The 24,732-nt window shown below is 29.4% G+C and carries 24 protein-coding genes; 18 read left to right on the forward strand and 6 right to left on the reverse strand.

Annotated elements, in window-relative coordinates; genetic code table 11:
- Positions 1-25: 25 nt before the first annotated feature.
- The 6 genes from ACZ41D_RS03565 to ACZ41D_RS03590 form a co-directional block, all read right to left on the reverse strand.
- Positions 26-1,423 carry a nucleoside recognition domain-containing protein gene (locus ACZ41D_RS03565; RefSeq protein WP_464152559.1) on the reverse strand — a complete coding sequence of 466 codons (1,398 nt, stop codon included), beginning with the start codon at positions 1,421-1,423 and terminating at the stop codon, positions 26-28.
- On the reverse strand, positions 1,420-2,199 hold the full coding sequence (locus tag ACZ41D_RS03570) for a FeoB small GTPase domain-containing protein (protein ID WP_464152560.1): 780 nt from the start codon (positions 2,197-2,199) through the stop codon (positions 1,420-1,422). The genes ACZ41D_RS03565 and ACZ41D_RS03570 overlap by 4 nt, the downstream gene beginning before the upstream one ends.
- 12 nt (positions 2,200-2,211) lie before the next feature.
- Positions 2,212-2,487 (reverse strand): FeoA family protein, encoded by a 276-nt coding sequence (locus tag ACZ41D_RS03575; RefSeq protein ID WP_464152561.1) that lies wholly within the window; start codon positions 2,485-2,487, stop codon positions 2,212-2,214.
- 201 nt (positions 2,488-2,688) lie between these two features.
- Entirely contained in the window at positions 2,689-3,261 is a 573-nt protein-coding gene (locus tag ACZ41D_RS03580) for a manganese catalase family protein (RefSeq protein ID WP_464152562.1), read from the reverse strand.
- Between the two features lie 13 nt (positions 3,262-3,274).
- Positions 3,275-3,535 (reverse strand): spore coat protein CotJB, encoded by a 261-nt coding sequence (locus ACZ41D_RS03585; protein WP_464152563.1) that lies wholly within the window; start codon positions 3,533-3,535, stop codon positions 3,275-3,277.
- Between the two features lie 14 nt (positions 3,536-3,549).
- On the reverse strand, positions 3,550-3,717 hold the full coding sequence (locus tag ACZ41D_RS03590) for a spore coat associated protein CotJA (RefSeq protein WP_464152564.1): 168 nt from the start codon (positions 3,715-3,717) through the stop codon (positions 3,550-3,552).
- Positions 3,718-3,885: 168 nt separating this feature from the next.
- On the opposite strand from ACZ41D_RS03590, the gene ACZ41D_RS03595 reads away from it, so the two are divergent.
- From ACZ41D_RS03595 to ACZ41D_RS03680, 18 genes are all read left to right on the forward strand, one after another.
- Positions 3,886-4,764: a metal ABC transporter solute-binding protein, Zn/Mn family gene (locus ACZ41D_RS03595; RefSeq protein WP_464152565.1), complete on the forward strand. Its 879-nt coding sequence runs from the start codon at positions 3,886-3,888 to the stop codon at positions 4,762-4,764.
- A gap of 11 nt (positions 4,765-4,775) precedes the next feature.
- Entirely contained in the window at positions 4,776-5,528 is a 753-nt protein-coding gene (locus tag ACZ41D_RS03600; RefSeq protein ID WP_464152567.1) for a metal ABC transporter ATP-binding protein, read from the forward strand.
- Entirely contained in the window at positions 5,521-6,318 is a 798-nt protein-coding gene (locus ACZ41D_RS03605; RefSeq protein ID WP_464152568.1) for a metal ABC transporter permease, read from the forward strand. Before ACZ41D_RS03600 ends, ACZ41D_RS03605 begins: the two co-directional genes overlap by 8 nt.
- A gap of 105 nt (positions 6,319-6,423) precedes the next feature.
- The gene (locus ACZ41D_RS03610) at positions 6,424-7,923 is read left to right on the forward strand and encodes an IS1182 family transposase (protein ID WP_464152569.1); all 1,500 of its coding nucleotides are present in this window, start codon (positions 6,424-6,426) and stop codon (positions 7,921-7,923) included.
- A 170-nt stretch (positions 7,924-8,093) separates the two neighbouring features.
- Positions 8,094-8,225, forward strand: a complete 132-nt coding sequence (locus tag ACZ41D_RS03615; protein WP_464152570.1) for a hypothetical protein — start codon at positions 8,094-8,096, stop codon at positions 8,223-8,225.
- A 223-nt stretch (positions 8,226-8,448) separates the two neighbouring features.
- Positions 8,449-10,362 (forward strand): ribosomal protection-like ABC-F family protein, encoded by a 1,914-nt coding sequence (gene abc-f, locus ACZ41D_RS03620; RefSeq protein WP_464152571.1) that lies wholly within the window; start codon positions 8,449-8,451, stop codon positions 10,360-10,362.
- Between the two features lie 100 nt (positions 10,363-10,462).
- On the forward strand, positions 10,463-11,089 hold the full coding sequence (locus ACZ41D_RS03625; RefSeq protein ID WP_464152572.1) for a hypothetical protein: 627 nt from the start codon (positions 10,463-10,465) through the stop codon (positions 11,087-11,089).
- Between the two features lie 207 nt (positions 11,090-11,296).
- Complete coding sequence (locus tag ACZ41D_RS03630) at positions 11,297-12,583, forward strand: HD-GYP domain-containing protein (protein ID WP_464152573.1); 1,287 nt, start codon at positions 11,297-11,299, stop codon at positions 12,581-12,583.
- The gene (locus ACZ41D_RS03635) at positions 12,573-13,190 is read left to right on the forward strand and encodes a DUF5317 domain-containing protein (RefSeq protein WP_464152574.1); all 618 of its coding nucleotides are present in this window, start codon (positions 12,573-12,575) and stop codon (positions 13,188-13,190) included. The genes ACZ41D_RS03630 and ACZ41D_RS03635 overlap by 11 nt, the downstream gene beginning before the upstream one ends.
- A gap of 282 nt (positions 13,191-13,472) precedes the next feature.
- A complete protein-coding gene (locus ACZ41D_RS03640; RefSeq protein WP_464152575.1) occupies positions 13,473-14,297 on the forward strand; it encodes a Cof-type HAD-IIB family hydrolase in 825 nt (274 codons plus the stop codon).
- 137 nt (positions 14,298-14,434) lie between these two features.
- Positions 14,435-16,447 carry a BglG family transcription antiterminator gene (locus ACZ41D_RS03645; RefSeq protein ID WP_464152576.1) on the forward strand — a complete coding sequence of 671 codons (2,013 nt, stop codon included), beginning with the start codon at positions 14,435-14,437 and terminating at the stop codon, positions 16,445-16,447.
- A gap of 100 nt (positions 16,448-16,547) precedes the next feature.
- Complete coding sequence (locus ACZ41D_RS03650; RefSeq protein WP_464152577.1) at positions 16,548-16,811, forward strand: HPr family phosphocarrier protein; 264 nt, start codon at positions 16,548-16,550, stop codon at positions 16,809-16,811.
- A gap of 14 nt (positions 16,812-16,825) precedes the next feature.
- Positions 16,826-18,538 (forward strand): phosphoenolpyruvate--protein phosphotransferase, encoded by a 1,713-nt coding sequence (ptsP, locus tag ACZ41D_RS03655; RefSeq protein ID WP_464152578.1) that lies wholly within the window; start codon positions 16,826-16,828, stop codon positions 18,536-18,538.
- Between the two features lie 143 nt (positions 18,539-18,681).
- Positions 18,682-19,389, forward strand: coding sequence for a PrsW family intramembrane metalloprotease (locus ACZ41D_RS03660; protein WP_464152579.1), 708 nt, complete (start codon positions 18,682-18,684; stop codon positions 19,387-19,389).
- 74 nt (positions 19,390-19,463) lie between these two features.
- The gene (locus tag ACZ41D_RS03665; RefSeq protein ID WP_464152580.1) at positions 19,464-20,684 is read left to right on the forward strand and encodes a CapA family protein; all 1,221 of its coding nucleotides are present in this window, start codon (positions 19,464-19,466) and stop codon (positions 20,682-20,684) included.
- Between the two features lie 97 nt (positions 20,685-20,781).
- On the forward strand, positions 20,782-21,615 hold the full coding sequence (gene cdaA / locus ACZ41D_RS03670) for a diadenylate cyclase CdaA (protein WP_464152581.1): 834 nt from the start codon (positions 20,782-20,784) through the stop codon (positions 21,613-21,615).
- Positions 21,596-22,816: a CdaR family protein gene (locus ACZ41D_RS03675; protein ID WP_464152582.1), complete on the forward strand. Its 1,221-nt coding sequence runs from the start codon at positions 21,596-21,598 to the stop codon at positions 22,814-22,816. The genes cdaA and ACZ41D_RS03675 overlap by 20 nt, the downstream gene beginning before the upstream one ends.
- 52 nt (positions 22,817-22,868) lie before the next feature.
- A complete protein-coding gene (locus ACZ41D_RS03680; protein ID WP_464152583.1) occupies positions 22,869-24,590 on the forward strand; it encodes a sigma 54-interacting transcriptional regulator in 1,722 nt (573 codons plus the stop codon).
- The last annotated feature ends 142 nt before the right edge of the window (positions 24,591-24,732 follow it).

Genomic DNA, 24,732 nt, shown 5'->3' on the forward strand with positions numbered 1-24,732 from the left:
GTTTCATGAGAATTCGATAAATTAATTATACTAAGTGTACAATATTTGCAATCATATTTATTCCGAAGGTTACTATTATTGCTACAGTTGTAGTTAATGCAATAGTGAAAATAGGCCATTTTATACTATTAGTTTCCTTTTTAATTGTAAGAAGTGTAGTTCCACAAGGAAAGTGCAATAGAGAAAAAAGCATGAAGTTTAAACCAGTAATCCAAGTCCATCCATTACTTAACAATAGATTTTTAAGTGCCTCAAGGCTTTCTAATTCTAACATTGCACCTTTGGACATATAGCTCATTATTAATATAGGTAATACTATTTCATTAGCAGGCAAACCAAGTAAAAATGCCATAATTATAAAGCCATCTAATCCTAGTAGTTTTCCAAAGGGGTCTAAAAATCCTGCACATGTATTTAAAAGGCTTACATCACCAATCATAGTATTTGCAAATATCCACGTTATAGCACCAGCAGGTGCAGCTACGATTATTGCACGATATAATACGAATAGTGTTCTATCTAATAATGAACGAATTAATATTCTGCCAATTTGAGGCTTTCTATATGGTGGAAGTTCTAATGTAAATGACGATGGTATACCTTTTAAGAAAGTTTTTGATAAAAATTTTGAGATAATTAGTGTTGTATATATGCCTATTAGTATCATTATTACTACAGATAATGAGGCAATAATAGAACTATACCCTGAAGAAACCATTCCTCCCATAAAGATTATTGATATAGCTATAAGTGTTGGAAATCTTCCATTACATGGAACAAAATTATTAGTTATTATAGCGATGAGCCTTTCTCTAGGTGAATCAATGATTCTACATGCAGTTATTCCTGCTGCATTACATCCAAAACCCATGTTCATGGTTAACGCCTGTTTTCCATGGGTTCCTGCTTTTCTAAAAAAATTATCAAGGTTAAATGCTACTCTAGGCAAATAGCCTAAATCCTCCAATAAAGTGAACATTGGGAAAAATATAGCCATAGGAGGCAGCATAACAGATATAACCCACGCAAGAGTCCTATATACTCCTAGTACTAATATTCCATGCAGCCATTCAGGAGCATTTATATTTATGAATAAAGCTGATATTTTAGGTTCAATACCAAAAAGTAAATTAGATAAAAGTTGAGATGGATAGTTTGCACCTTCTATAGTTATCCAAAATATTAAGCCTAGCAATAATAACATTATAGGATATCCAGTAATTTTTGAAGTTAAAACATCATCAACTTTTCTATCCCAATTAATCTTTCTTTTATCATCTACTTTTACAACTTTATTTGCTATTTCTTCTGCTTTATTATAGATGGATACTACTATATTATCTCCTAGAGATGAATTGCTAGCTTTACTATTTTCGATTAAATGCTTTATTGTATCCAATGGATTTTTGTATATTTCATTCATATAGAAATTCCTCCTATATTTTGCTTAATATTATTTCCTATTAGCTTTTCTAGAGTGTTTATAATATTTTTATCTCCATCAATTAATCTTAATGCAATCCATCTTAAATTTAGATAATTACCTAAGTGATTTTCTAATTCTTTTTCTATATCATTGACTAATTTTTCGATTGTATTGTCATATTTTAACCTAAAAGGTTTAAGTATAATTTTTTCATTGACTATCAAGTCTACGGTTTCTTTTAATTTATCTAAACCTTTTCCATCACGTGCTACTGTAGGAATGACAGGAACACCAAGCATTTTTTCTAACTTTTTTATATCAATTTTTATTCCCTTTCTTTCAGCTTCATCTATCAGATTAAGACAAACTATAACATTGTCTGTTATTTCCATTACTTGTAGTACTAGATTTAAATTTCTTTCTAAACATGTTGCATCGGTAACTACTATCGTTATTTTAGGGTTTCCAAAGCATATAAAATCTCTTGCTATTTCTTCTTCTACAGAGTTTGCAAGTATTGAATACGTCCCTGGAAGATCTACTAATAAGTATTTTTTATCTTTATATTTAAATGTACCTTTTGCGTTTTCTACTGTTTTACCAGGCCAGTTTCCTGTATGCTGATTTAATCCTGTCAATTCATTAAATATTGTGCTTTTTCCTGTGTTTGGGTTTCCTGCAAGCCCAATCACTATTTGATTTTCATCTTCAACATTTATATCAAATTTACTTTTTAATAGTGAAAGACCTGTTGATTGACTTGTAAGTCCCATGATTAACCTCCTTTATATTACATCTATTATTACGTTTTTTGCCTCTTCCTTGCGAAGGGCTATTACTGCACCTCTTATGTTATAGGCTATAGGATTTCCTGAAGGACTTTTTCTTTCAGTTGTGACGATTGTATTTGGCGTAAGTCCTAAATCTAGTAATCTTCTTTTTTGTAAGCCAGTATTTAATAAAGCTTTAACTTTACCAGCTTTGCCTATAGGCAACTTAGTAAGATCTATGTTCTTTTCATTAAATTCATTAAAAACAAAGCTATTTTCACATATATCCATAAAAATCCTCCTCTTTCATATAAGATTTGTTAGCCTAGGCTAATTATTGGAACTTAGTCAAGGCTAACAATCAAATATTTTCTACTGATAGTATATGGTATTTTTAAAATAGTGTTACTAGCAAGTGGGGACGGTTCTTGCTTGCTCCATATTTTACCTGGCAAGCAAGAACCGTCCCCACTTGCTACTTGCTATTTTAAATTACCAGCATTTTTTACCTTCTAGATATTTTCTAACTATATTTAATGCTTCACCAAATCTTTGAAAATGCACGATTTCTCTTTCTCTTAAAAAACTTAAAGTATCGTTAACACCTGCATCTTTGCTTACGCTTATGAGGTACTCATAGGTTGCTCTTGCTTTTTCTTCAGCTGCCATATCTTCATGCAAATCAGCTATTGGATCAGCTTTTGATTGAATATATGAGGCAGTCCATGAATTTCCTGATGCACCATGAGGAAATGGACTTTTACCGTGATTTACATAGTGTGCTTCAAAAGGTGTTCCTTTTATATCATTAATGGAAGCGTCTTTTACTAACTTCCATACTATAGTTCCAATTATTTCCCAATGAGCAAGTTCCTCAGTACCTATATCAGTTAAGATTGCTTTGGCTTCATTGGTGGGCATGGTCCATCTCTGACTTAAGTACCTAATGCCAGCTGAAAGTTCACCGTCAGGCCCACCAAATTGTTCTATTATCATTGCTGCAAGGGTGGGATTACATGAATCAACCCTTACAGGATATTGAAGTATTTTTTCATAAATCCACATAGTCTATCCTCCTTTAGTATTTACTGTAGTCAATTTCCCATGGCCATGGGCTATTTATATATGCCCAAGGATTCATGCTCATTCCTGTGTATTCTAATGGTCCATACATATCTTGATGCATTTTCTTTAGTTCAGAATACTTTTTAGAGTAAGTGTTGTGAAGTCGCAACGCATTCTCATCTTTAGGATGAGTATCTAAATAAAGGCTTGTTTCTACTAATACAAAACCTACTTCCATCAATTCTCTAATCAGATTTAATTGTCTTCTATCCATTGTGACACCTCCTGCTAATAATGCCTTTTTTCAGGTTTATATGGTATATAAAGCTCAGGAAAAAGAGTTCCTTTTTTAAGAGCTTCCTTTGGTCCATAAATTTTTCCCATTACTTGGGGAGGCACATATGCTTCTGCCAAATCTAAAGTTGGCTTTGTTATAGGTCTATCATATCTATACATAATTATTACCTCCTAAAAGATATTGTTCTGTAATACTATTTTACGTGTGATAAATATATATGTGATTGAATAATACCAGCTTTATTGACAATACTTAAACTGATGATATAATAAATCATAGATGCAAATGCAAACTATTTGCAATAACAATGTATAGGGGTGTTGAAATTGAAATCAAATATTAAAATAAGTGTTTTAATATTAATTATAATTATGCTATTTACTGGATGTAGTGAAAAAACATCTATAGAAAATAGTAAAATAGTGGTGGCATCTTCAATTGTTCCAGAAACAACTTTTATTAAAGCAGTTGGTGGGGATTTAGTAGATGTAGTTACATTGATTCCTCCTGGAAATAGTCCAGCAAATTATGAGCTTACCCCAAAAGAAATAGAACTTTTTAGTAATGCTAAGATATACTTTACTATTGGAGTACCTGCAGAAGAGGCAAATATTTTACCAAGGGTTAGAGACTTAAATAAGGAAGTTATAATAGTAGATCTAGCACAAGCAGTTGGTGAGAAGTATCCACATAGATATTTTGATGAAGATCAAGAAGGAAATCGGGACCCTCATATATGGCTTTCTCCTAAGAGAGTTAAAGTTATGGTAGACACTATAGCTGAGGAATTAGGTAAAATAGATGAAAAAAATAAAGATATATATATAGAAAATGCTAATAAATATATCGATAAACTTGATAAATTGGACGAAAAAATAAAGGACACATTAAAAGACGTTAAGGGGAGAGGATTCATTATATATCATCCTTCACTCGGATATTTTGCAGATGATTATGGGTTAGAAATGATAGCTGTTGAAAAACATGGTAAAGAAGCAACACTAAAGGAATTTCAAGAAATAATTGATATTGCAAAGCAAAAGAATATAAAGGTAGTATTTTATCAAGAAGAAATTGATAGCGCACAGTCTAAAGCACTTGCAGAGGAATTAGGAGGTACAACACAAAAATTATCTCCTTTAGCTCCTGATTATATAAATAATCTTGAAATGGTAGCAGACACTTTAAAAAAAGCTTTAAAATAGGAGAGATGAAGATGTACGATATCGAAGTTAAAAATGCAACAGTACACTACGGAGATTTATGCGTATTGGAGAATATAAATTTAAATGTAAAGCAAAATGAATTTTTATGTATTATAGGACCAAATGGAGGAGGAAAGACAACACTTATTAAGACAATGATGGGATTAATAAAACCTACTACGGGTGAAATAAAAATAAGGAAAGGTGCAAAATTAGGTTATGTTCCTCAATTTACTTCATTTGATAAAACATTTCCTATAAAAGTTATTGATGTGGTATTGATGGGAAGATTGGTAAGTCCTTTAAAGATGTTTCATAAATATACTAATAAGGATATAGAAAAGGCTAGATATGTTATGAATGAGTTAGGCATATTAAATTTAGAAAACAGACAGATAGGTCAACTTTCAGGAGGCCAACTTCAGAAGGTTTTGATATGTAGGGCTTTAGCTTCAGAGCCAGATATATTGTTTTTAGATGAGCCTACAGCTAATATAGATATCTCATCAAGAGGTGAGATATATGATTTATTAAAGAAAATAAATGAAAGTATAACTTTAATTATGATTACTCATGATATGGGTGCGATTTCTTCCTTTGTTGGAACTGTTGCATGTTTGAATAAAACCCTTTATTATCATGGTGATAATGAAAATATTGGTAATGATATTGAAAAGGCATATGGGTGTAATATAGATTTAATAGCTCATGGTCATCCCCATAGAGTATTTAGAGAGCATAAGGGGGACATAAATAATGATTGATGCAATTTTTCAATATAAATTTTTACAAAATGCTCTATTAGGAGCATTATTATCAAGTATAGTATGCGGAATCATAGGTAGTATAATTGTTGAAAAAAGATTAGTTATGATGAGCGGTGGAATAGCCCATGCTTCTTTTGGAGGTATTGGACTTGGTTATTTTTTAAATATAGAGCCGATAATAGGCGGGTTAATTTTTGCTATAATGTCTTCTTTGGGGATATCATATATAAATAGAAAATCACATACTAATACTGACGCATTAATAGGGATGTTTTGGTCAGCAGGTATGGCATTAGGCATTGTTTTTGTATCTTTGATGCCAGGTTATCCACCTGATATGACATCTTACTTATTTGGAAATATACTTACAATATCTAGATTAGATTTATATATGATGATAGTGCTTGATATAATTATTGTATTATCTATAGTTATATTTTTTAATTATTGGAAGTCATATTTGTTTGATGATGAATTTACAAGTGTATTGGGGATAAACACTACAAAACTTGAATATTTTTTATTTATTCTTATTGCTCTAGCTATTATAGTGCTTATTAGGGTAGTAGGTATAATATTAGTTATTGCGCTTCTTACCATACCACCATCTATTGCTAAACAATTTTCATATGATTTAAAACATATTATGATTTTGTCTATTATATTTGGTATGATATTTTCTGTACTGGGATTAATTTTTTCATATTATTTTAACATTTCTTCTGGTGCATCAATTATATTACTTTCAACAGCTACATATTTCATAATAGACTTACTAAAGAAGTAGCAAGTAGGGACGGCAGACTGTGTACAAAGTCCAATAATTGGTTAACATAATACAGACAAAGTATGCTACAATTAACCTAACAATATTAGAAAGAATGGTGGTAGCATGAGGTATATAGAAGGAATAAATAGAAAAAGTAAAATTGTATTTCCTGAATATATAGATGACTATGTTACAGAAAACAATGCTGTAAGAATAATAGATGCGTTTGTACAATCTCTAGATATGGGTGAATTAGGATTTAAAAATACAATAGTAAAAGATAGAGGAAGGCCTCCATATAACCCAAAGGACCTTCTTAAGCTATACATTTATGGTTATATGAATAAAGTTACATCATCAAGAAAATTAGAAAAAGCTACACAAACAAATATAGAAGTAATGTGGTTACTAAGAAGACTAACACCTGACTTTAAAACAATAGCTGATTTCAGAAAAGATAATAAAGATGCTATTAACAATGTATTTAAACAATTTGTAGCACTATGCAAAGAATGGGATCTTTATGGTAAAGAATTAGTAGCTATAGATGGATCTAAATTTAGAGCATCTAATTCAAAGAAAAATAACTTTAACACTAAAAGCCTAAATCGTAAGATCAAATATCTAGAAGAAAAAATTGCAAAATACATGAATGAATTAGAAGAAAATGATACTAAAGAATCCACAGATCGTAAACCGACAGGAAAAGAGATCAAAGAAAGAATTAGAGAACTCAAAGAACGAAAAGAAAAGTATGAACAATATAAAGAAGAAATAAAAAAAGGTGAAACAAAAGAAATTTCAACAACAGACCCAGATTCAAGGTTAATGTCTGTAAACAACAATGGTATTGATGTATGTTACAATATTCAAACAGTAGTAGATAGTAAACATAAATTAGTAGTAGACTGTGATGTAATAAACAATCCAACAGATCATGGAATGTTAAGCAAAATGGCTAAAAATGCAAAAGAAGTATTTGAAGTAGAAGAACTAAAAGCATTAGCAGATAAGGGATATTACAATGCAGAAGATTTAAAAGAATGTGAAAAAGAAAATATAAAAACCTATGTTGCAAAACAAACATTTTCTAATTCTACAGGAGAAAAAGAATATTATTTAGACAAATTTAAATATGACAAAGAAGAAAATATCTATATATGCCCTCAAGGAGAAAGACTTTATTGTAGAAGAAAAAAACCTATAGATGAAAACACAAAAGAAATAGTATATACAAACTATGAAGCATGTAGTAAATGTGAATATAAAAACAAATGCACAATAAGTAAGAAAGGAAGACAAATTAAAAGATCAATAAACCAAGACTTTCTAGATATAGTTGATAAAAGAACCATAGAAAACAAAGAGCTTTACAAGCAAAGGCAAATGATAGTAGAACATCCCTTCGGGACAATAAAAAGAGGATTTGGTATAACGTATTTCCTGACAAGAAGTTTAAAGTCAGTAAAAACGGAGACCTCTTTGGCCTTTTTAGCCTATAACATGAAAAGAGCAATAAATATAGTAGGAATAAAGGAGATAATGAGAAAGCTAACAGGCAAAATAGCACCTATTAGCTTTTCTTTACATAAATATCCCATATTATTTGGTAATATTATCTAGATTTATATAAAAAGTCGTTAAGTGATATTGGAATAATTACCCATTAACACACAGTCTGACGGTTCTTGCTTGCTATGGCAAGCAAGAACCGTCCCTACTTGCTACCCACTTGCTATTTTGAGGTGGTTATGATAAAATGATAGGTATTAAAATGAGGAGGTGAAGAGGTAATGTCACAAAAATTAGTTAACATGTTTATGGACAGAGCAGCTAAAATATTATTTGTTATAGCATTTATTGCAGTAGGCTTCAAGGGAGTAGTGCGTCCAAAATCAAATATTATGTTAACTAAAGTGGCATGAGTTATCTTTACCTTAAATATATATGTACTTATTGATTATTAGCCTAGGTAGAGATACTCTGCTTAGGCTTTATTTGTATATTTTTACATCTTCGAAATTGCAAGTTACAAATTTTTAACTTTATTTTTCTGGATTTTTATTGAACTTGCAATATATATACACGTTTATTAGCCTAGGCAGAGATTACTTTGCTTAGGCTTATTTTTTAAAAGGAGGATGTAAAATGATTGAGATATCTTTACAAAATGTATCAAAGTATTATGGAGCGAACAAAGTTTTTGACGACATAACTTTTGAAGTTAAGAGTGAAGAGAGAGTAGGACTTTTAGGGAAAAATGGAACTGGTAAAACCACTATTTTTAAGATAATTAGTAACATGGAAGACAAAAATGGTGGTGATGTTTTTATAAGAAAAGGAGCAAGTATTGGATACCTTGCCCAAATTCCGAATTTCCCTGATAGTTATAAAGTATATGATGTATTAAATCTTGCATTTGATAAATTAAGAAGTATAAAAGAAGAAATGGTATTGTTAGAAGAGAAAATGAATTCTTTACGTGGAGAAAATCTTGATAAAGCATTAAAAAAATATGGTGAACTTCAGCATATTTTTGAATATAAAGGTGGATATGAAATTGATGCTAAAATAAGTAAAGTGTGTACAGGATTAAAAATAAGTGACGAATTTACCAAAAGGAAATTTAACTCTTTAAGTGGCGGAGAGAAAACTACGGTGATGCTAGGAAAGATTTTGCTTGAAAACCCTGACATTTTACTTCTAGATGAGCCTACTAATCATCTTGATGTAGAATCTATAGAATGGTTAGAGGATTATTTAAAAAATTATAAAGGTGCTGTACTCATTATTTCACATGATAGATATTTTTTAGATAATGTTGTGACTAAAGTTGTAGAAATTGAAGCAGGTAAAACTTCAACTTATCTAGGTAATTACACAAAATATGTAAATGAGAAAAAGAAGATGATTGAAATAAAAGTTAAACAGTATGAAAACCAGCAAAATAAAATCAAATCTATGGAAGAAGCAATAAAAAGGTTCAAAGACTGGGGGGCTAGAGGAGACAATGAAATGATGTTTAAGAAGGCGAGAAATATGCAAAAGAGAATAGAAAGAATGGAAAAGATAAAAAAGCCTATTGAAGAAAAAACAAAAATGAATTTAGAGTTTTCAAGTAATTTAAGATCAGGGAAAAGGGTTATTACTGTTGAAGGATTAACAAAGGCTTTTGACGAAGATGTAATTTTAGACAATGTAGATTTTTTTATTTATTATGGAGAAAGAGTTGCTTTAATTGGGAAAAATGGAGCAGGAAAATCAACCTTAATTAAAATTCTTTTAGGTCAATATAATTACAATTGTGGCAAGGTAGAAATAGGTTCAAATGTTAAAATAGGATATCTTGAACAGAATATATTTTTTAAAGATGAGGAAAAAAGCATTTTAAATATTGTTAGAGAAACTATAATTACTTCTGAGGAAAATGCCCGTAGAATATTAGCTTCATTTGATTTTTATGGTGATGATGTTTTAAAAAAAGTTAAAAATCTTTCTGGAGGGGAAAAAGTAAGGTTAAAACTGTGCTTGCTTATGAATAAGGATATAAATTTTTTACTCTTAGATGAGCCTACAAATCATCTTGATATTAATTCAAGAGAATCTTTAGAGGACGCACTATTAAGTTTTAAGGGTACTATTTTATTTATATCTCATGATAGATATTTTATAAATAAGCTTGCTGAAAGAGTCATAGCAATAGAAGATAGGAAACTAAATAATTACTTGGGGAATTATGATTATTACCTAGAAAAGAGGAAGGCTTTAGAAAAAACTGATGATACTAAAAAAAGTGATAAAGAAAGCTTCCCTAAAAATCACAAAAAAAGTAATTTAAACTTAAATAAAAAAACTCGTATAAATAACAATAATCGAGAAAAAATTAAAGCACTAGAAGAAGAAATAACTTATTTGGAAAAGCAAATATCTCAAAAAGATTTAGAAATGAGTAGGTGTGGTGATGACTATATGAAATTAAATCAAATTTATCTTGAAAAATGTAAATTACAAGAGAAAGTTGATATACTATTAGAAAAATGGGCTTTAATATATGAAGAATAAATATTATAACAACAAAAAAGAAAATATTTAATATTATTTAGAGGAAAATACGATATTTGATAGAATATATAAAATATAATAATGTATGCAGGTGATATTTATGAATTTTAAAGAGATTGAGATGTTTATTAGTCAAGTTAAATCAGTCATCTCATGCAAAATAGTAGCTAATAATGATATTATAGAAGAGATTCATATTTTGTCAAATACAGAGAGAAACCCAAAACAAATATCGAGAGATATTCAAACTGTATTAATGTCAAAATTTGGGTTAGACATTGATTATAAGAAAATTAGTATTGCTCAAATATATGAAAAGCCAACTATAAATAAAGATTTTCGTCTTAAACTAAAAAGCATCAATTTTACTACATTAGAAACAATGGCTGAAGTTAAAGTTGTGCTTGAAAGTGATGACGGAGAATATGAAGGAAAAGATTGTGGCATAAATACTATTATGAATTCACAAAGACTTCTTTCTTCTGCTACACTTAAGGCAGTTGAAAACTTTTTAGGTACTAAAGGACATTTTGCTTTAGAAGATGTAGGAGTAATGAATATTGCTCACAGAGAGATTGTGGTAACAGCTATTAATTTCATAGCAAATTCAAATGAACAATTACTTTCTGGTTGTGCATTTATTAATAAGGATATAAGAGAAGCAGTTGTTAAGTCTACTCTTGACGCTATAAATAGAAGGATTGTTAAGTATTATTATGAAAGCTAGGCCGGTTTTTTTACTTAGCGTAGCGAATATAGCCTGCTGAAATTAGCGGATCAGCAGAAAATAATACAAAAGGGGGCTATATTCAATGAAAAAAGCTTTAGTTATTTTACTTAGTATACTAGCATTAGTATTAGCTAGTGGTGCAAATTTATCTTGGTATTAATTTAAGTTATTTTAACCGGCCTACTTATACAAGGAGGGAATAAAGTGGCTAAACAGCCAAAAAAGATAGAAGTATATGTGGCTGTCATAACTATATTATTTTGTATTTTTGGTTTATATCTTATAAAAAATTATGATATAAATGATATCAATACATTACTTTTTTTCATAGTGATTTCAATAATTGTCGAGTCTTTGCTTATTCCATTGCCAAATGGAGAAGGGGCTTCAGTAGGATTTGCAATAAGCCTTTCTGCAATTATCTTAGGTGGACCTCTTGTAGCATATATAGTTAATGGATTAGGAGTTCTTTTTAGATTTGTTAAGGATTCAAAACGTGGGGTAGAACATTTATTTAATAGACCTATTGCTAAAACATTGTTTAATACTTCGCAATATGGTATTACTGCAGGATTAGCAGGTATTGTTTATTTAAAAGCTGGAGGACACATAGGTGAAATTAGCTTAAATTTTTCACTTATTCCAATTTTAGCTCTTATGTGTACATATTTAATTGTAAATACATTGTTAATTAGTAAACTATTATCCATATTATCAAAATCAAATTTCTGGTATATTTGGATAAAAAATATTAAGGAGTTAGTTCCCAGCCTTTTTTCTATAGGTACATTAGGTATAATTATATCTTTAGCATATATTAATTATGGGGCAGGTGCTGTTCTACTATTTTTAGGGCCACTACTTCTTGCTAGGTATTCATTTAAATTATATATGGATATGAGAAGAGCTTATATGGATACTATTTTAGCCTTAACTAAAACTATGGAAGCTAAAGATCCATATACAAGTGGACATGAGGCGAGAGTTGAAGAATATTCTATAAAGCTTGCTAAGGCTTTAAAACTTCCTGAGAAAAAGATTGAGGATATAAAAACAGCAGCTTTACTGCATGATATAGGTAAAATTGGAATAGACGATAGTATATTGAGAAAACCTAGTACTCTAACTGAAATAGAGTATAAGGAAATACAGAAGCATCCAATTATTGGTGCAGAAATATTAAAAGACATAGGTTTCTTAAAAGAAATTAGCGAAATAATCAAGTATCATCATGAAAGATATGATGGGACAGGCTATCCTGAAGGGAAAAAAGGCGATGAAATACCTATAGAATCTTCTATACTTGCTATAGCAGATGTTTTTGATGCTATGACATCAGATAGACCATATAGAAATGCACTTACAGTTAAACAAGCACTTGAAGAGATTAAATCAAATGCTGGTACACAATTTAATCCAGAGATTGCTAATGCTTTTGTAAAAATTATAAATGATGAAATAGACAGGGGAGTGTTATTAGATGTTAATTGAGTCTATGGGTACATCTCTTATTATAGGTAAAATAAGAAAAGGAAAGATAAAAAATATAGGTAATATACATGTAAGAGGATGGTATTTATTTATTATTGGATTTATACTAGAGTTTACATCTGTATTATTAAAGGTAAAAAATATAGATTTTGCCGTAAAAATATTAGAAGATTATTTCATATATATACATTGTTTATCATATATACTAATCATTATTGGCTTAATTTTAAATTTTGATAAAAAGAGCGTAATATTAATATTTATTGGAACAGTGTTAAATTTTGTTGTAATAATGTTAAATGGCGGACAAATGCCAGTTTCAGCGTCCAAGATGATAAGTGCAGGGTTGTCAGAACAAGCAATGATGTTGAAGAATAATCAGATAATAACTCATACTGTAATAAATGATACCACTGTGTTACCTATTTTAGGGGATATTATTCCTTTATCTAAGCCGTATCCTTTGCCTAAAATGGTTAGTATAGGGGATATTTTCTTGGGATTAGGTGTATTTTTCTTTATTCAAGAAGCAATGATAAAAAATAGAATGTTTAGAAGTAAAGGAAAAATGATACAACCGGGATATAGAAGTAGCATTAAAAAATAGCTTGAAAATTTTTTCAAGCTATTTTTATTGTGCAAAAAGGTTTTCCTATTATTCAGGTGAATAGAGTTTAAGTTTTGAATTTTAGAGGGGAGGAATAATTATGAATATGACATTATTTGTTATGGGTTTTAAGCACTTTTTTGGGTAAAGTATTAAGGAATAATAATTGAGGAACATGTACAGCTATAATAAGGTTATAATTTAATAAAATATTTTTATATAATTTTCTTATTTAAGTAAATTATATCAATGTTAATAACACTAATATAAGAGGTGATTTATATGAGTATAAGGTTGATAGCAATAGATATGGATGGTACACTTTTGAGTACTAAAAATGAAGTGTCATTGAAAACAAGGGAGATGCTAAGGAAAGCAAAAGAAAAAGGGATTAACATTGTAATATCTACAGGAAGGATATATACGTCTGCTAGATATTATGCAAAATTGTTGGGAATAAATGCTCCAATAATATCCTGTAATGGTGCTTTTGTTGTAGATCACATAACTGAAGAAGTGATATATGAAAATCCTATAGAAATAAAAGATTGTATTAGAGCTATAAAAATATTGGAGGATAAAAACATATATTTTCATTATTATGGGAAAAAGGATTTTTTTGTTGGAAATCTAAACAATAGCTATTTATATTATTACAAACGAGGTGGTATTAAAAATCTTGAAAATCAAATTAATATTAAAGTTATAGAAAATCATATTGAATTTTTACAGAAAGAAAGACCAAGTATTTATAAATTATTTATTTTAGAAGAAGACAGTAATAAACTTATGGAGCTTAAAAAAATATTTAGTGAAGATAAGAATTTGGAAATATCGGCTTCTAGTTCGAATAATATGGAAATAATGAATAAAAATGTTTCAAAAGGAGAAGCCTTAAAAAGGTTGTCTGAAAAATTTAATATTAATAGAGAAGAAGTTGCTGCTATTGGGGATAGTTTTAATGATGCGAGTATGCTTCAATTCGCAGGATTTCCTATTGCAATGGGAAATAGTGAAAAATACATTAAGGATATGGCAAAATTTGTTACAGATACTAATGATAATGATGGGGTAGCTAAAGCTATTGAAAAACTGTTATCTCTATAAAATAGTATATAATTGCCACATTAATATGACAGTAAATATTACATTTAAATTATAGTATATAGCGATAATATATGATATTATAATAATATAAAAATAATATATTGCCACATTTATTAAATAATAATTATGAGGTGCTTATGTTGAAAGCCTTTCCAAACGAGAGATGTGGAGAAATAATTAAAATTTTGCTTAATACTAAAGACAGCATTACTGTAGATGAGATAGCTAATAAATTGACAGTATCAAATAGGACCATAAGAAATGATTTACAAATTATTGAAGAATATTTAAAGGACAATTGCTTAGGTAAATTAATAAAGAAACCTAGAGTTGGAATTTGGATTGAGACAAGCAAAGAGAAAGAAGAAATATTAAGGAATGAATTAAATAAAAGAAAAAAATATATCCGACCTTTTTCATCAGAAGAAAGACAATTATATATTATAAAAAGGCTTCTAAAATCTAATACTTCTATTACTATGCAACAACTATCTAATGAATTATACGTTAGTAGGATAACGATTTACAAGGATTTAGAAAATGTTGAAGAGTGGTTGCACAAATATCGGTTAAATGTAATTAGAAAACAAAATTATGGAATTGAAGTAAATGGAAAAGAAATAGATTGGAGAAAAGCTTTATGGGAGTTTCTAATTACATTAGAAAAATATAGAGAAGAAAATAAGATTATATTAAATCCTGATTATAATTATAGAAAACATTGCAAAAGTAATCGACATAATCAAATAAAAGATTTATTTGATTATGTCGATTTAGACAAGATAGTGAGTATATTAAATAAAGCAGAGAAGAACTTGAATTTTTTGCTTACTGATGAGGCTTTTGATGAATTATTGATTCATCTGGCAATAAGTGTAGATAGATTAATAACTGGAAACATGGTTACAATTAATAGTGAAGAATTAAAATATTTAAAGAAAGTAAGAGAATATAAAATTGCTTGTGGGATATACGATATAATAAAGCATGAATATAAAATCACTGTTACTGATGATGAGATAGGATATATTACTTATCATTTACTTGGTTCAAAAAGACAGCAAAATTATAAAGAGCAAGGCATGGAGCAAGTTTTGGAAAACATTGATAAAGATATTGTAGATTTTACCAAGGAAGTAATTTCTCTTATTGGTAATATATTATCAGTAGACTTTAGCAAAGATAAAAATTTACTTACTGGACTTGCTTTGCACCTTAAGCCTACTATAAACAGGTTTAAGTATGGCCTTGATGTTAATAACCCATTGTTGAATGACATAAAGATTAACTATCCTAGTGTTTTTGGTGCTTCGTGGGCTACAAGCGTTCTTTTTGAAAAATATTATGGGATAAAAATCAGCGAGGATGAGATAGGTTTTATTGCTATTCATATAGGTGCTGCATTAGAAAGACAAAAAACTAAGACTAGAGTAATAATAGTATGCAATAGTGGCATAGGAACTGCTCAGCTTGTTGCGATAAGATTAAAGAAATCTGTATATGACTTGGAAATAGTGAATGTATATTCTTCTCACGATTTAGAAAGGGTTAATGATAATGATTTTGATTTTATCATTTCTACTGTGCCAATAGAGTATAAGCTTAAACCTGTATTACAGATAAACCCTATTGTTAGGCAAGAAGATATTGAAAGAATAAAAAAATATATTAGTAACATTGAAAATACTAAAAAATTTAGCAAAGAAATCTTTGAGAATAGGATCAATGATTTATTTAGTACAAAATTGATATTTCCTAGATTGGAAGTCAGCTCAAAAGAAGAGATAATAAAGTTTTTGGGAGATAATCTTATAAGAGAAGGATACATTGAGCCTGATTTTATTGACACAGCTATAGAAAGGGAAAACATTACATCTACTGCAGTTGGAAAAGGGGTAGCTATTCCACATGGAAATGAAGAATATGTAAAAAAACCATGCATTGCAGTAGCTACTTTAAATAAACCTATAAATTGGTCTGAAAATATGGTAGATATAGTATTTTTATTAGCTTTAAATTTTAACTCCAGCAATTTCATTAAAACTTTTTTTAAGAAATTTTATTCTATTCTTAATAATGAATATTTTTTAAATGATATAAGACATTGTGATAATTCAGCTGAGATATTTAATATTCTTACAAAAAAATAAAATATTATATATTGGAAGATTGCATGATTCTTTTACTGTATTATGCAACTTCGTTTAATATATTTAAGTAAAAAATAAAATTAATTAGGAGGTATAAATTATGTATAAAATTGAGGCAGTATTAAAAAATGAAACAGGGTTACATGCTAGACCAGCAAGTTTATTTGTAAAAGAAGCATCAAGCTATGATTCAGAAATAAAAGTAATAAAAGATGGTAAAGAATATAATGCAAAGAGTATTATGGGTGTTTTGAGTATGGGAGCAGCTAAAGATGACAAAATAGAGATTGTAGCAGATGGTCCAGATGAAAAGGAAGCAGTAGAGGCGTTAAAAAAACTTATAGATAGTAATTTTGGAGAGTAGGAGGCATACATTTAATGAAAGGTATTGGAGCTTCACCAGGAGTAGTAATAGGAAAAGCATTAATAAAAAGAGAACCTAAAATTGAGGTAAATAAAAAAGAAATACAAAACGTAGAAGCAGAGTTAAAAAGGCTGAAAGACGCAAGGGAAAGAAGTAAGAAGGATATAGAAAAACTTTATGAACGTACCTTAAAGGAAATAGGGCAAAAGGAAGCACAGATATTTGAGGCTCATAAAATGATAATAGATGATCCTGAATATTTTGGTAGTGTTGAAAATAAAATAAAAGATAATAAAGTGAATGCAGAATGGGCTTTAAAGGAAATTACAGATAATTTTATTAGTATATTTGAATCTATGGATAATGAATATATGAAGGAAAGAGCAGCAGACATAAAGGATGTAAGTAACAGAGTTATTAAAGAGTTATTGGGAGTGAAGTCGACAGATTTATCAATGTTAGAAGAAGAGGTCATAATAGTAGCTGAAGATTTAACTCCATCAGACACTGCTCAAATGAATAAGAAAAAAGTTCTTGGATTTATTACTGAAATTGGAGGTAGAACTTCTCATTCTGCAATAATGGCAAGAACTCTTGAAATACCAGCAGTAGTTGGAATTGGATTAAATACAATAACAAATGATATAAATGATGGTGATACAATTATATTGGATGGGGAAGAAGGCATAGTTATTGTAAATCCTACTGAAGATGAAATAGCTTGTTATCAGGAGAAGAAAAAGCAGCAAGATGAATTTAAGAAAAAATTAAGAAATTTAATAGGAGCTAAAAGCATTACTAAAGATGGTGTTGAAGTAGAATTAGCAGCTAATATAGGAACGCCTAAAGATGTAGATGGAGTGCTTAGAAACGATGGGCAAGGTGTAGGATTATTTAGAACAGAGTTTTTATATATGGATAGAGACAAACTTCCTAGTGAGGAAGAACAATTTGAAGCATATAAAGAAGTAGCTGAAAGGCTTGGTAGTAAGCCTGTAGTAATAAGAACTTTAGATATTGGCGGTGACAAAGATTTACCATATTTAGAACTTCCAAAGGAAATGAATCCATTTTTAGGTTATAGGGCAATAAGATTGTGCCTTGACAGGAAAGATATATTTAAGACTCAGCTTAGGGCATTATTAAAAGCTAGTGCATATGGAAATATAAAGATAATGTTTCCTATGATATCTAGCATAGAAGAATTGAGGGAAGCAAAACGAGTATTAAATGAAGCAAAGGAAGAACTTAGAAAAGAAGAGATACCTTTTAACGAAGAAATAGAAGTAGGAATAATGGTAGAGATACCTGCTGTAGCTGTTATGTCAGATATCTTTGCTAAAGAAGTTGATTTTTTTAGCATTGGGACAAATGATTTAATACAATATACTACAGCTGTCGACAGAGGAAATCAGCATATATCCTATTTATATAATCAATTTCACCCTGCTCTTTTAAGATTAATAAAACAAACTATTGAGAATGGACATAAAGAAGGCATTTGGGTAGGTATGTGTGGCGAAGTAGCAGGAGATCCTAAGATGATACCGCTACTTATCGGTATGGGGTTAGACGAATTTAGTATGAGCCCAATATCTATATTAAAAGCAAGATGGATAATTAAAAATATATCTCAAAAAGAAATGAAGGTTTTGGTTGAAAAAGCAATAAACTTACCTACAGCTGAAGATGTTGAAAAATTTATTGACGACAATATCATAATATAAATAAGTGAGCGACGAGTTTATCGTCGCTTTTCTTTTAGAAATGAAGTAAAATATAATTATAAAAAATTTTAAAATTAAAATAGGTATCAAAGTGTAAGGTATTTCAAATAATAACCATATAAATTGTTGAAAGGATGATATAATTGACGACAAGATTATTTATAATAGCTATTACACCAGGTATCGCTATTGCTCTGGGAATATACTTAAGTGATAGATACGATAGAGAACCTTTATCTCTTCTTATGAAGACATTTATCTTTGGAGCAATATCTGTAATCCCTGCTATTTTTACAGAAAGATTACTGTCAGCTTTTAATATTTTTTCTGGAATTTTGGGTATAGCTTATATAGCATTTATAATAGCAGGGTTTACTGAAGAATATTTTAAAAGATTAGTAGTATTAAGATTTGCTTATAACAATAAAAACTTTGACGAAAAGTTAGATGGAATAGTCTATTCATTGTTTTCATCTATGGGTTTTGCTACGGTGGAAAATATCATATACGTTGTTTATAGATTTAGTTATAATCCTTATATTGGCTTATATAGAGGAATATTATCGGTTCCTGCCCATGGATTATTTGCTGTAGCTATGGGATATTATCTATCCTTAGCTAAATTTTCTACTGATGAAATAGAAAAAAGAAGCTATATACACAAGTCATTATACGTTCCTATGTTTCTCCATGGGTTATTTGATTTTATTATTATGGCTGATATTCCAATATTAGGTGCTATTTTTGTGCCTTATTTGATATATCTTTGGTGGAACAACCAAGCAAAGTTGACACAGTATATGAGAGAATCAAAATTAAATCATAACAGAATAAAAGATGAGAAGGAATAATTAAAAACATATTGAATAAGTACTGTGATAGTGTTAAAATTATTTGACAAATTAATTTCTTAGGAGAATGTATTATGGTTAAAAAAAATAACTCATTAACAATAATAATAGTAGTATTTTTTGTTATTTTATTTTTTGCGGGCTTCTTTTTAAGAAATTATGGGACAAGCAAGGACATTTTATATAATCGTCCAAGGAAGGATGTTGAATATTTATATAATCAATTAGAAGAAGAAAATATTATACCAGAAAAAATACAAATAACTATTGCAGCTGCTGGAGATGTCATGTTTCACAGTTCACAAATTAAAGGAGCTTATAACCCTGAGGATAAAACATATAATTTTGAGCCTACTTTTGAAAAAATAAAAAAATATATTGAAAATGCAGATTTAGCACTTTGTAATTTTGAAACTGTTACTGCAGGTCACGAATTTGGTTATACAGGGTATCCTACGTTTAATACTCCTAAGGAATCTATACTTGCTCTTAAAAATGCAGGGTTTGATCTATTATCTACTGCTAATAACCATTGTCTTGATAAAGGTAAAAAAGGAATTATAAATACTATTGATAATATACATGAATATGGGCTTGAAAATATTGGGACTTATAAAGAAAAGCCTTCTACTAGGGTATTTATGAAGGATATAAAAGGAATTAAATTAGCTTTTATGTCATATACCTATAGTTGTAATGGATTAGAAAGTTTACTAACTGAAGAAGAATTAAGTTATATGGTAAATAAAATAGATGAAGAAAAAATAAAAAATGATATTGAATCTGCCAAAGAATTAGGAGCAGACAAAATAATCGTTATTCTTCACTGGGGGAATGAGTATCAAAGAAATCCTTCTCAAGAACAAATAGAATTAGGAGATAAAATGATTGATTGGGGAGCAGATATAATTTTAGGAAGTCATCCACATGTCGTTCAAAAATCTAAGATTATAGATAAAAATGGAGAAAAGAAATTTATTATATATTCAATGGGCAACTTTGTGTCAAATCAGAGAAGGGAAACTATAAATAACAAGTACACAGAGGATGGATTAATAGTAAGAATAAAACTAGAAAAAAATGTTAAAGATGATAAGACTAATATCGTAGATATTGAATATATTCCAACATGGGTAAATAGATATAGAGATGGTGAAGTGTTTAAGCATCAAATATTACCCACAAATGAATATGTTTACGAAAAAAATGATGAACTTGTAACAGAAGTATTGGGCAGAATAACCGAATCTTATGAAAACACGATGGAAATAATGGATAATTGGCAAAAAAAATAATTCTCTTTATCTATTTGAAATAAATGCTATTTATTATATAATTTTATTAAAGATACAAAATTAGAGCTTTAAAATTAATATGCAGAGGTGTAACGGGTTGCAATACTTAAAAGATTTATTTTTAAATATTAGAATACGAGATATTGTCGATATTATCATTGTTGCTTTTGCTATGTATAAGCTTTTTGTTCTTATAAGGGGTACTAGAGCAGAACAGCTTATTAAAGGAATAGTAGTATTGCTTATTGCCACTAAAGTAAGTGAGTGGATGCAGTTATTTACTATTTACTGGATATTAGATAAGACTATGACTGTAGGAGTTTTAGCCTTCCTTATTGTTTTTCAACCAGAGTTAAGAAGGGGGCTAGAGTACATAGGGAGAAGTAGGTTTTTTACTAAACCTTTAATTGAGATAGAAGATGAATCTATAAATCACCTTGTTGATGAGATAGTTGATGCTGTAGGTTCACTGTCAAGGCAAAAGATTGGAGCATTGATAGTATTGGAAAGGAAAACAGGATTAAACGAGGTTGTTGAAACTGGTACAATAATTGAAGGAAAAGTGTCTAGTGGACTTTTAATTAATATCTTTATTCCCAATACCCCTCTTCATGACGGTGCTGTAATTATTAAAAATAATATTGTCAAAGCAGCAGGGTGCTTTTTACCTTTAACGGATAATATGAATTTAAGCAAAGAAATAGGGACTAGACATAGAGCTGCATTAGGAATATCTGAAAGATCAGATGCATTAGGAATAGTTGTTTCAGAAGAAACAGGTGGAATATCATTAGCTGAGGATGGTACTCTTACTAGGTATTTAGATATAAAAACATTACGACAGATACTACTTGACATGTATAAGCCGGATAATCAAAAGAATAGTATATTCGCAAAGTGGAGGCATAAAGATGAGCAAATCCAAAAATAATAATCTTACTATTAGAATTTTTTCTATAATTATTGCTGTAATTCTTTGGGTTTATGTTATGGGGGAAGTTAATCCAAAGGTTACAAAAGAGTATAATGATATAAACGTAGAATTAACAAATATAGATGAAGTACAGCAATCTGGGCTAATGATTATGAGTCCTAAAGAGGTTAGTGTTTCTGTAAAAGTAGAAGGAAGGAATAATGATGTATTAAATACATCTAAAGACAGTATAAGAGCATATGCTGACCTTAGAGGCCTTAGAGAAGGATCTAATAAAGTAAATATTTATGTGGAAGATATAGAAAATCTTGAGATTGTGGATTATTATCCTAAAGAAGTATTATTTGAATGTGATAAGATAGTTTCTAGAGAAGTACCTATTACCCTTAAGATTACTGGTAAAGCTGAACCTATGACAGCTTTAGGAGATAAAACGATAAAACCAAGTACTATATTTATAAAAGGACCTGAATCGTGGACTGATAAGGTAGATCAAGTTGTTGCCACGGTAGATATTACAGGCCAAAATAGCTATATAACTCAAAGTTCTCCTATCATGGCATTAGATAAAGATGGAAACGAGGTAGAAGGCATAGTAAAAGAGCCTAACATAGTTGAAGTATCTATACCAGTACTTCAAACGAAAGATGTAAATATTGAAGTTCAAACAACAGGTGAGCCTTTAAATGGCTATACGATTACTAATGTAGAAGTAAATCCTAAAACAGTTAAAATTAAGGGTACGGAGGAAGTATTGCAAAAAATAGAGTCGATTAAAACTTCTCCCATTGATGTAGGATATACTACTAAAGGAATACAAGAAGAAGCTAAATTAATTTTACCTGATGGAGTAGAACTTGTCGAACCTGTAAGCGTTGTTGCTACTATAAATGTTGAAGAAGTAGTAAATACTGTACTAGATTATACATTTGATGATGTAATTATTTTCAATCTAAGCTCTGAATTAATAATTGATGAAGAAACTATTCCAGATAAGATAACTGTTGAAGTAAGTGGTGCAAAAAGTGTTATACAAAATATATCAAATGAAGACGTTGATTTAAACGTAGATCTTAAAGATTTAGAAGCTGGAGAACATGAAGTAAAATTAAATGCTTTAAGTTCTGATGATATAAAATTAGTATCTATTAATCCAGATAGTATTAACATTAATTTAATAAATAGAGATGACGAATAATAATAGGGGAGATAGTTGTATCTCTCCTATTACTATAAGTGAGGGAATGATTATGAATAATATTATGAGAAAAATACTCGATAATACTCATGATGGTATTATAGCGGTAAATAATAAAGGAATAGTTACCTTATTTAATAAAACTGCAGAAAAACTTACTGGCTTAAATCCTTCTAAAGTTTTAGGTATGTATATTTTAGATGTTTTACCAGATTGTAAGTTAGTAAATACCATAATGACAGGTAATACTGAGTTAAATATTCAAAGCCGTGTAAGGGATTTAGATGTCATTGTCAATAGGATACCTATTACTGATGATAAAGGGCAACTAATTGGAGCTGTAGAAATATTTCGTGATATAAGCGATATGAAGGATTTGGTTTTACAAATATCAGAACTTAAACAAATACAGAGTATGCTTGAAGCAATACTATATTCCACTCAGGATGCTATATCAGTTGTAGATGAAAAAGGTATAAATGTTATGGTAAATCCAGCTTATTCAAGAGTTACAGGGTTAAGTGAAAAAGATGTAATAGGAAAACCAGCTGAAGTAGATATAGCTGAAGGAGAAAGTATACACAGAAAGGTACTAGCTACAGGAAAACCAATATCCAATGCAAGACTTAAAGTTGGTTCTAAAAAAGTAGATGTATTGGCAGGTGCTGCACCAATCCTTGTCGATGGAAAATTAAAGGGAAGTGTTGCTATATTACATGATGTTACAGAAATAATACAACTTAATAATGAGCTTACAGATGCAAAGAGAATTATTCGTAAGTTAGAAGCAAAGTATACTTTTGATGATATAGCAGGAAACAATAAATTAATTCTTGAGGCTATAGAAAAAGCAAAAAAAGCAGCTGACACTCCAGCTACTGTTATGCTTAGAGGAGAAAGCGGAACAGGCAAGGAGATGTTTGCACATTCTATACATAATGCTAGTTCGAGAAAATATAATCAGTTTGTTAGAGTTAATTGTGCTGCGTTAAGTGATACATTATTAGAAAGTGAACTTTTTGGTTATGAAGAAGGAGCTTTTACTGGTGCAAAAAAAGGTGGTAAAAAAGGATTATTTGAAGAAGCAAGTGGTGGAACTATTTTTCTAGATGAGATAGGAGAAATAACTCCTAGTACCCAAGTAAAGCTTTTAAGAGTAATACAGGAAAGAGAAATAGTAAGAGTAGGAGGTACTAAACCTATTCCTGTAAATTTAAGGATAATAGCTTCAACAAATATAGATTTAGAAAAAGCAGTAAAACAAGGAAAGTTCAGAGAAGACCTGTATTATAGGCTAAATGTAATTCCAATAGAAATACCACCATTAAGACATAGGAAAGATGATATATATATTCTTGTATTGAACATCATAAAAAAATTAAATCAGGAATACGGTAGAAATGTAAGTGATATATCTCCATTAGCAGTAGAGACATTAAAAGAACATGATTGGCCAGGAAATGTTAGGGAATTAGAAAACGTTATAGGTAGAGCGATAATAAATATGAAACGCAATGAAAATGTGATATTAAATAGACACCTTCCTCAGATATCACTTTTTACTCATAAAGAGGCAATTTTTACAAATATAGAAAACATCGATTCAGAAGAAGATGATTTAAATCTTAAAAATGTATTAGCAAAAGCTGAGAAAAATTTTATTATAAAAACATTAAAAAAATATGATTATAATAAAACTAAGGCTGCAAATGTATTGGGAATATCTATAAGAAATCTTTATTACAAAATGAAAAAGTATAATATAGTAACGTAAAGTGCAAAATTTTGCACGAATAAATAATATTTGCAATAATTTGCATGAAAAATTTTGCATAAAAACATTTTCATATCCAAGAATATGCAATTTATTTATAGTATTAAATAAAATTATGTAGAAAAAATAGTAAATTAAAGGA

The organism is Brassicibacter thermophilus (assembly GCF_055378355.1).

Coding starts and splice junctions, on each gene's coding strand:
- ptsP (WP_464152578.1), top strand. CDS start 16,826: ATGAAAGGTATTGGAGCTTCACCAGGAGTAGTAATAGGAAAAGCATTA.
- ACZ41D_RS03610 (WP_464152569.1), top strand. CDS start 6,424: ATGAGGTATATAGAAGGAATAAATAGAAAAAGTAAAATTGTATTTCCT.
- ACZ41D_RS03640 (WP_464152575.1), top strand. CDS start 13,473: ATGAGTATAAGGTTGATAGCAATAGATATGGATGGTACACTTTTGAGT.
- ACZ41D_RS03575 (WP_464152561.1), bottom strand. CDS start 2,487: ATGGATATATGTGAAAATAGCTTTGTTTTTAATGAATTTAATGAAAAG.
- abc-f (WP_464152571.1), top strand. CDS start 8,449: ATGATTGAGATATCTTTACAAAATGTATCAAAGTATTATGGAGCGAAC.
- ACZ41D_RS03585 (WP_464152563.1), bottom strand. CDS start 3,535: ATGGATAGAAGACAATTAAATCTGATTAGAGAATTGATGGAAGTAGGT.
- ACZ41D_RS03645 (WP_464152576.1), top strand. CDS start 14,435: ATGTTGAAAGCCTTTCCAAACGAGAGATGTGGAGAAATAATTAAAATT.
- ACZ41D_RS03680 (WP_464152583.1), top strand. CDS start 22,869: ATGAATAATATTATGAGAAAAATACTCGATAATACTCATGATGGTATT.
- ACZ41D_RS03565 (WP_464152559.1), bottom strand. CDS start 1,423: ATGAATGAAATATACAAAAATCCATTGGATACAATAAAGCATTTAATC.
- ACZ41D_RS03600 (WP_464152567.1), top strand. CDS start 4,776: ATGTACGATATCGAAGTTAAAAATGCAACAGTACACTACGGAGATTTA.
- ACZ41D_RS03580 (WP_464152562.1), bottom strand. CDS start 3,261: ATGTGGATTTATGAAAAAATACTTCAATATCCTGTAAGGGTTGATTCA.
- ACZ41D_RS03635 (WP_464152574.1), top strand. CDS start 12,573: ATGTTAATTGAGTCTATGGGTACATCTCTTATTATAGGTAAAATAAGA.
- ACZ41D_RS03615 (WP_464152570.1), top strand. CDS start 8,094: ATGTCACAAAAATTAGTTAACATGTTTATGGACAGAGCAGCTAAAATA.
- ACZ41D_RS03675 (WP_464152582.1), top strand. CDS start 21,596: ATGAGCAAATCCAAAAATAATAATCTTACTATTAGAATTTTTTCTATA.
- ACZ41D_RS03665 (WP_464152580.1), top strand. CDS start 19,464: ATGGTTAAAAAAAATAACTCATTAACAATAATAATAGTAGTATTTTTT.
- ACZ41D_RS03625 (WP_464152572.1), top strand. CDS start 10,463: ATGAATTTTAAAGAGATTGAGATGTTTATTAGTCAAGTTAAATCAGTC.
- ACZ41D_RS03570 (WP_464152560.1), bottom strand. CDS start 2,199: ATGGGACTTACAAGTCAATCAACAGGTCTTTCACTATTAAAAAGTAAA.
- ACZ41D_RS03590 (WP_464152564.1), bottom strand. CDS start 3,717: ATGTATAGATATGATAGACCTATAACAAAGCCAACTTTAGATTTGGCA.
- ACZ41D_RS03650 (WP_464152577.1), top strand. CDS start 16,548: ATGTATAAAATTGAGGCAGTATTAAAAAATGAAACAGGGTTACATGCT.
- ACZ41D_RS03605 (WP_464152568.1), top strand. CDS start 5,521: ATGATTGATGCAATTTTTCAATATAAATTTTTACAAAATGCTCTATTA.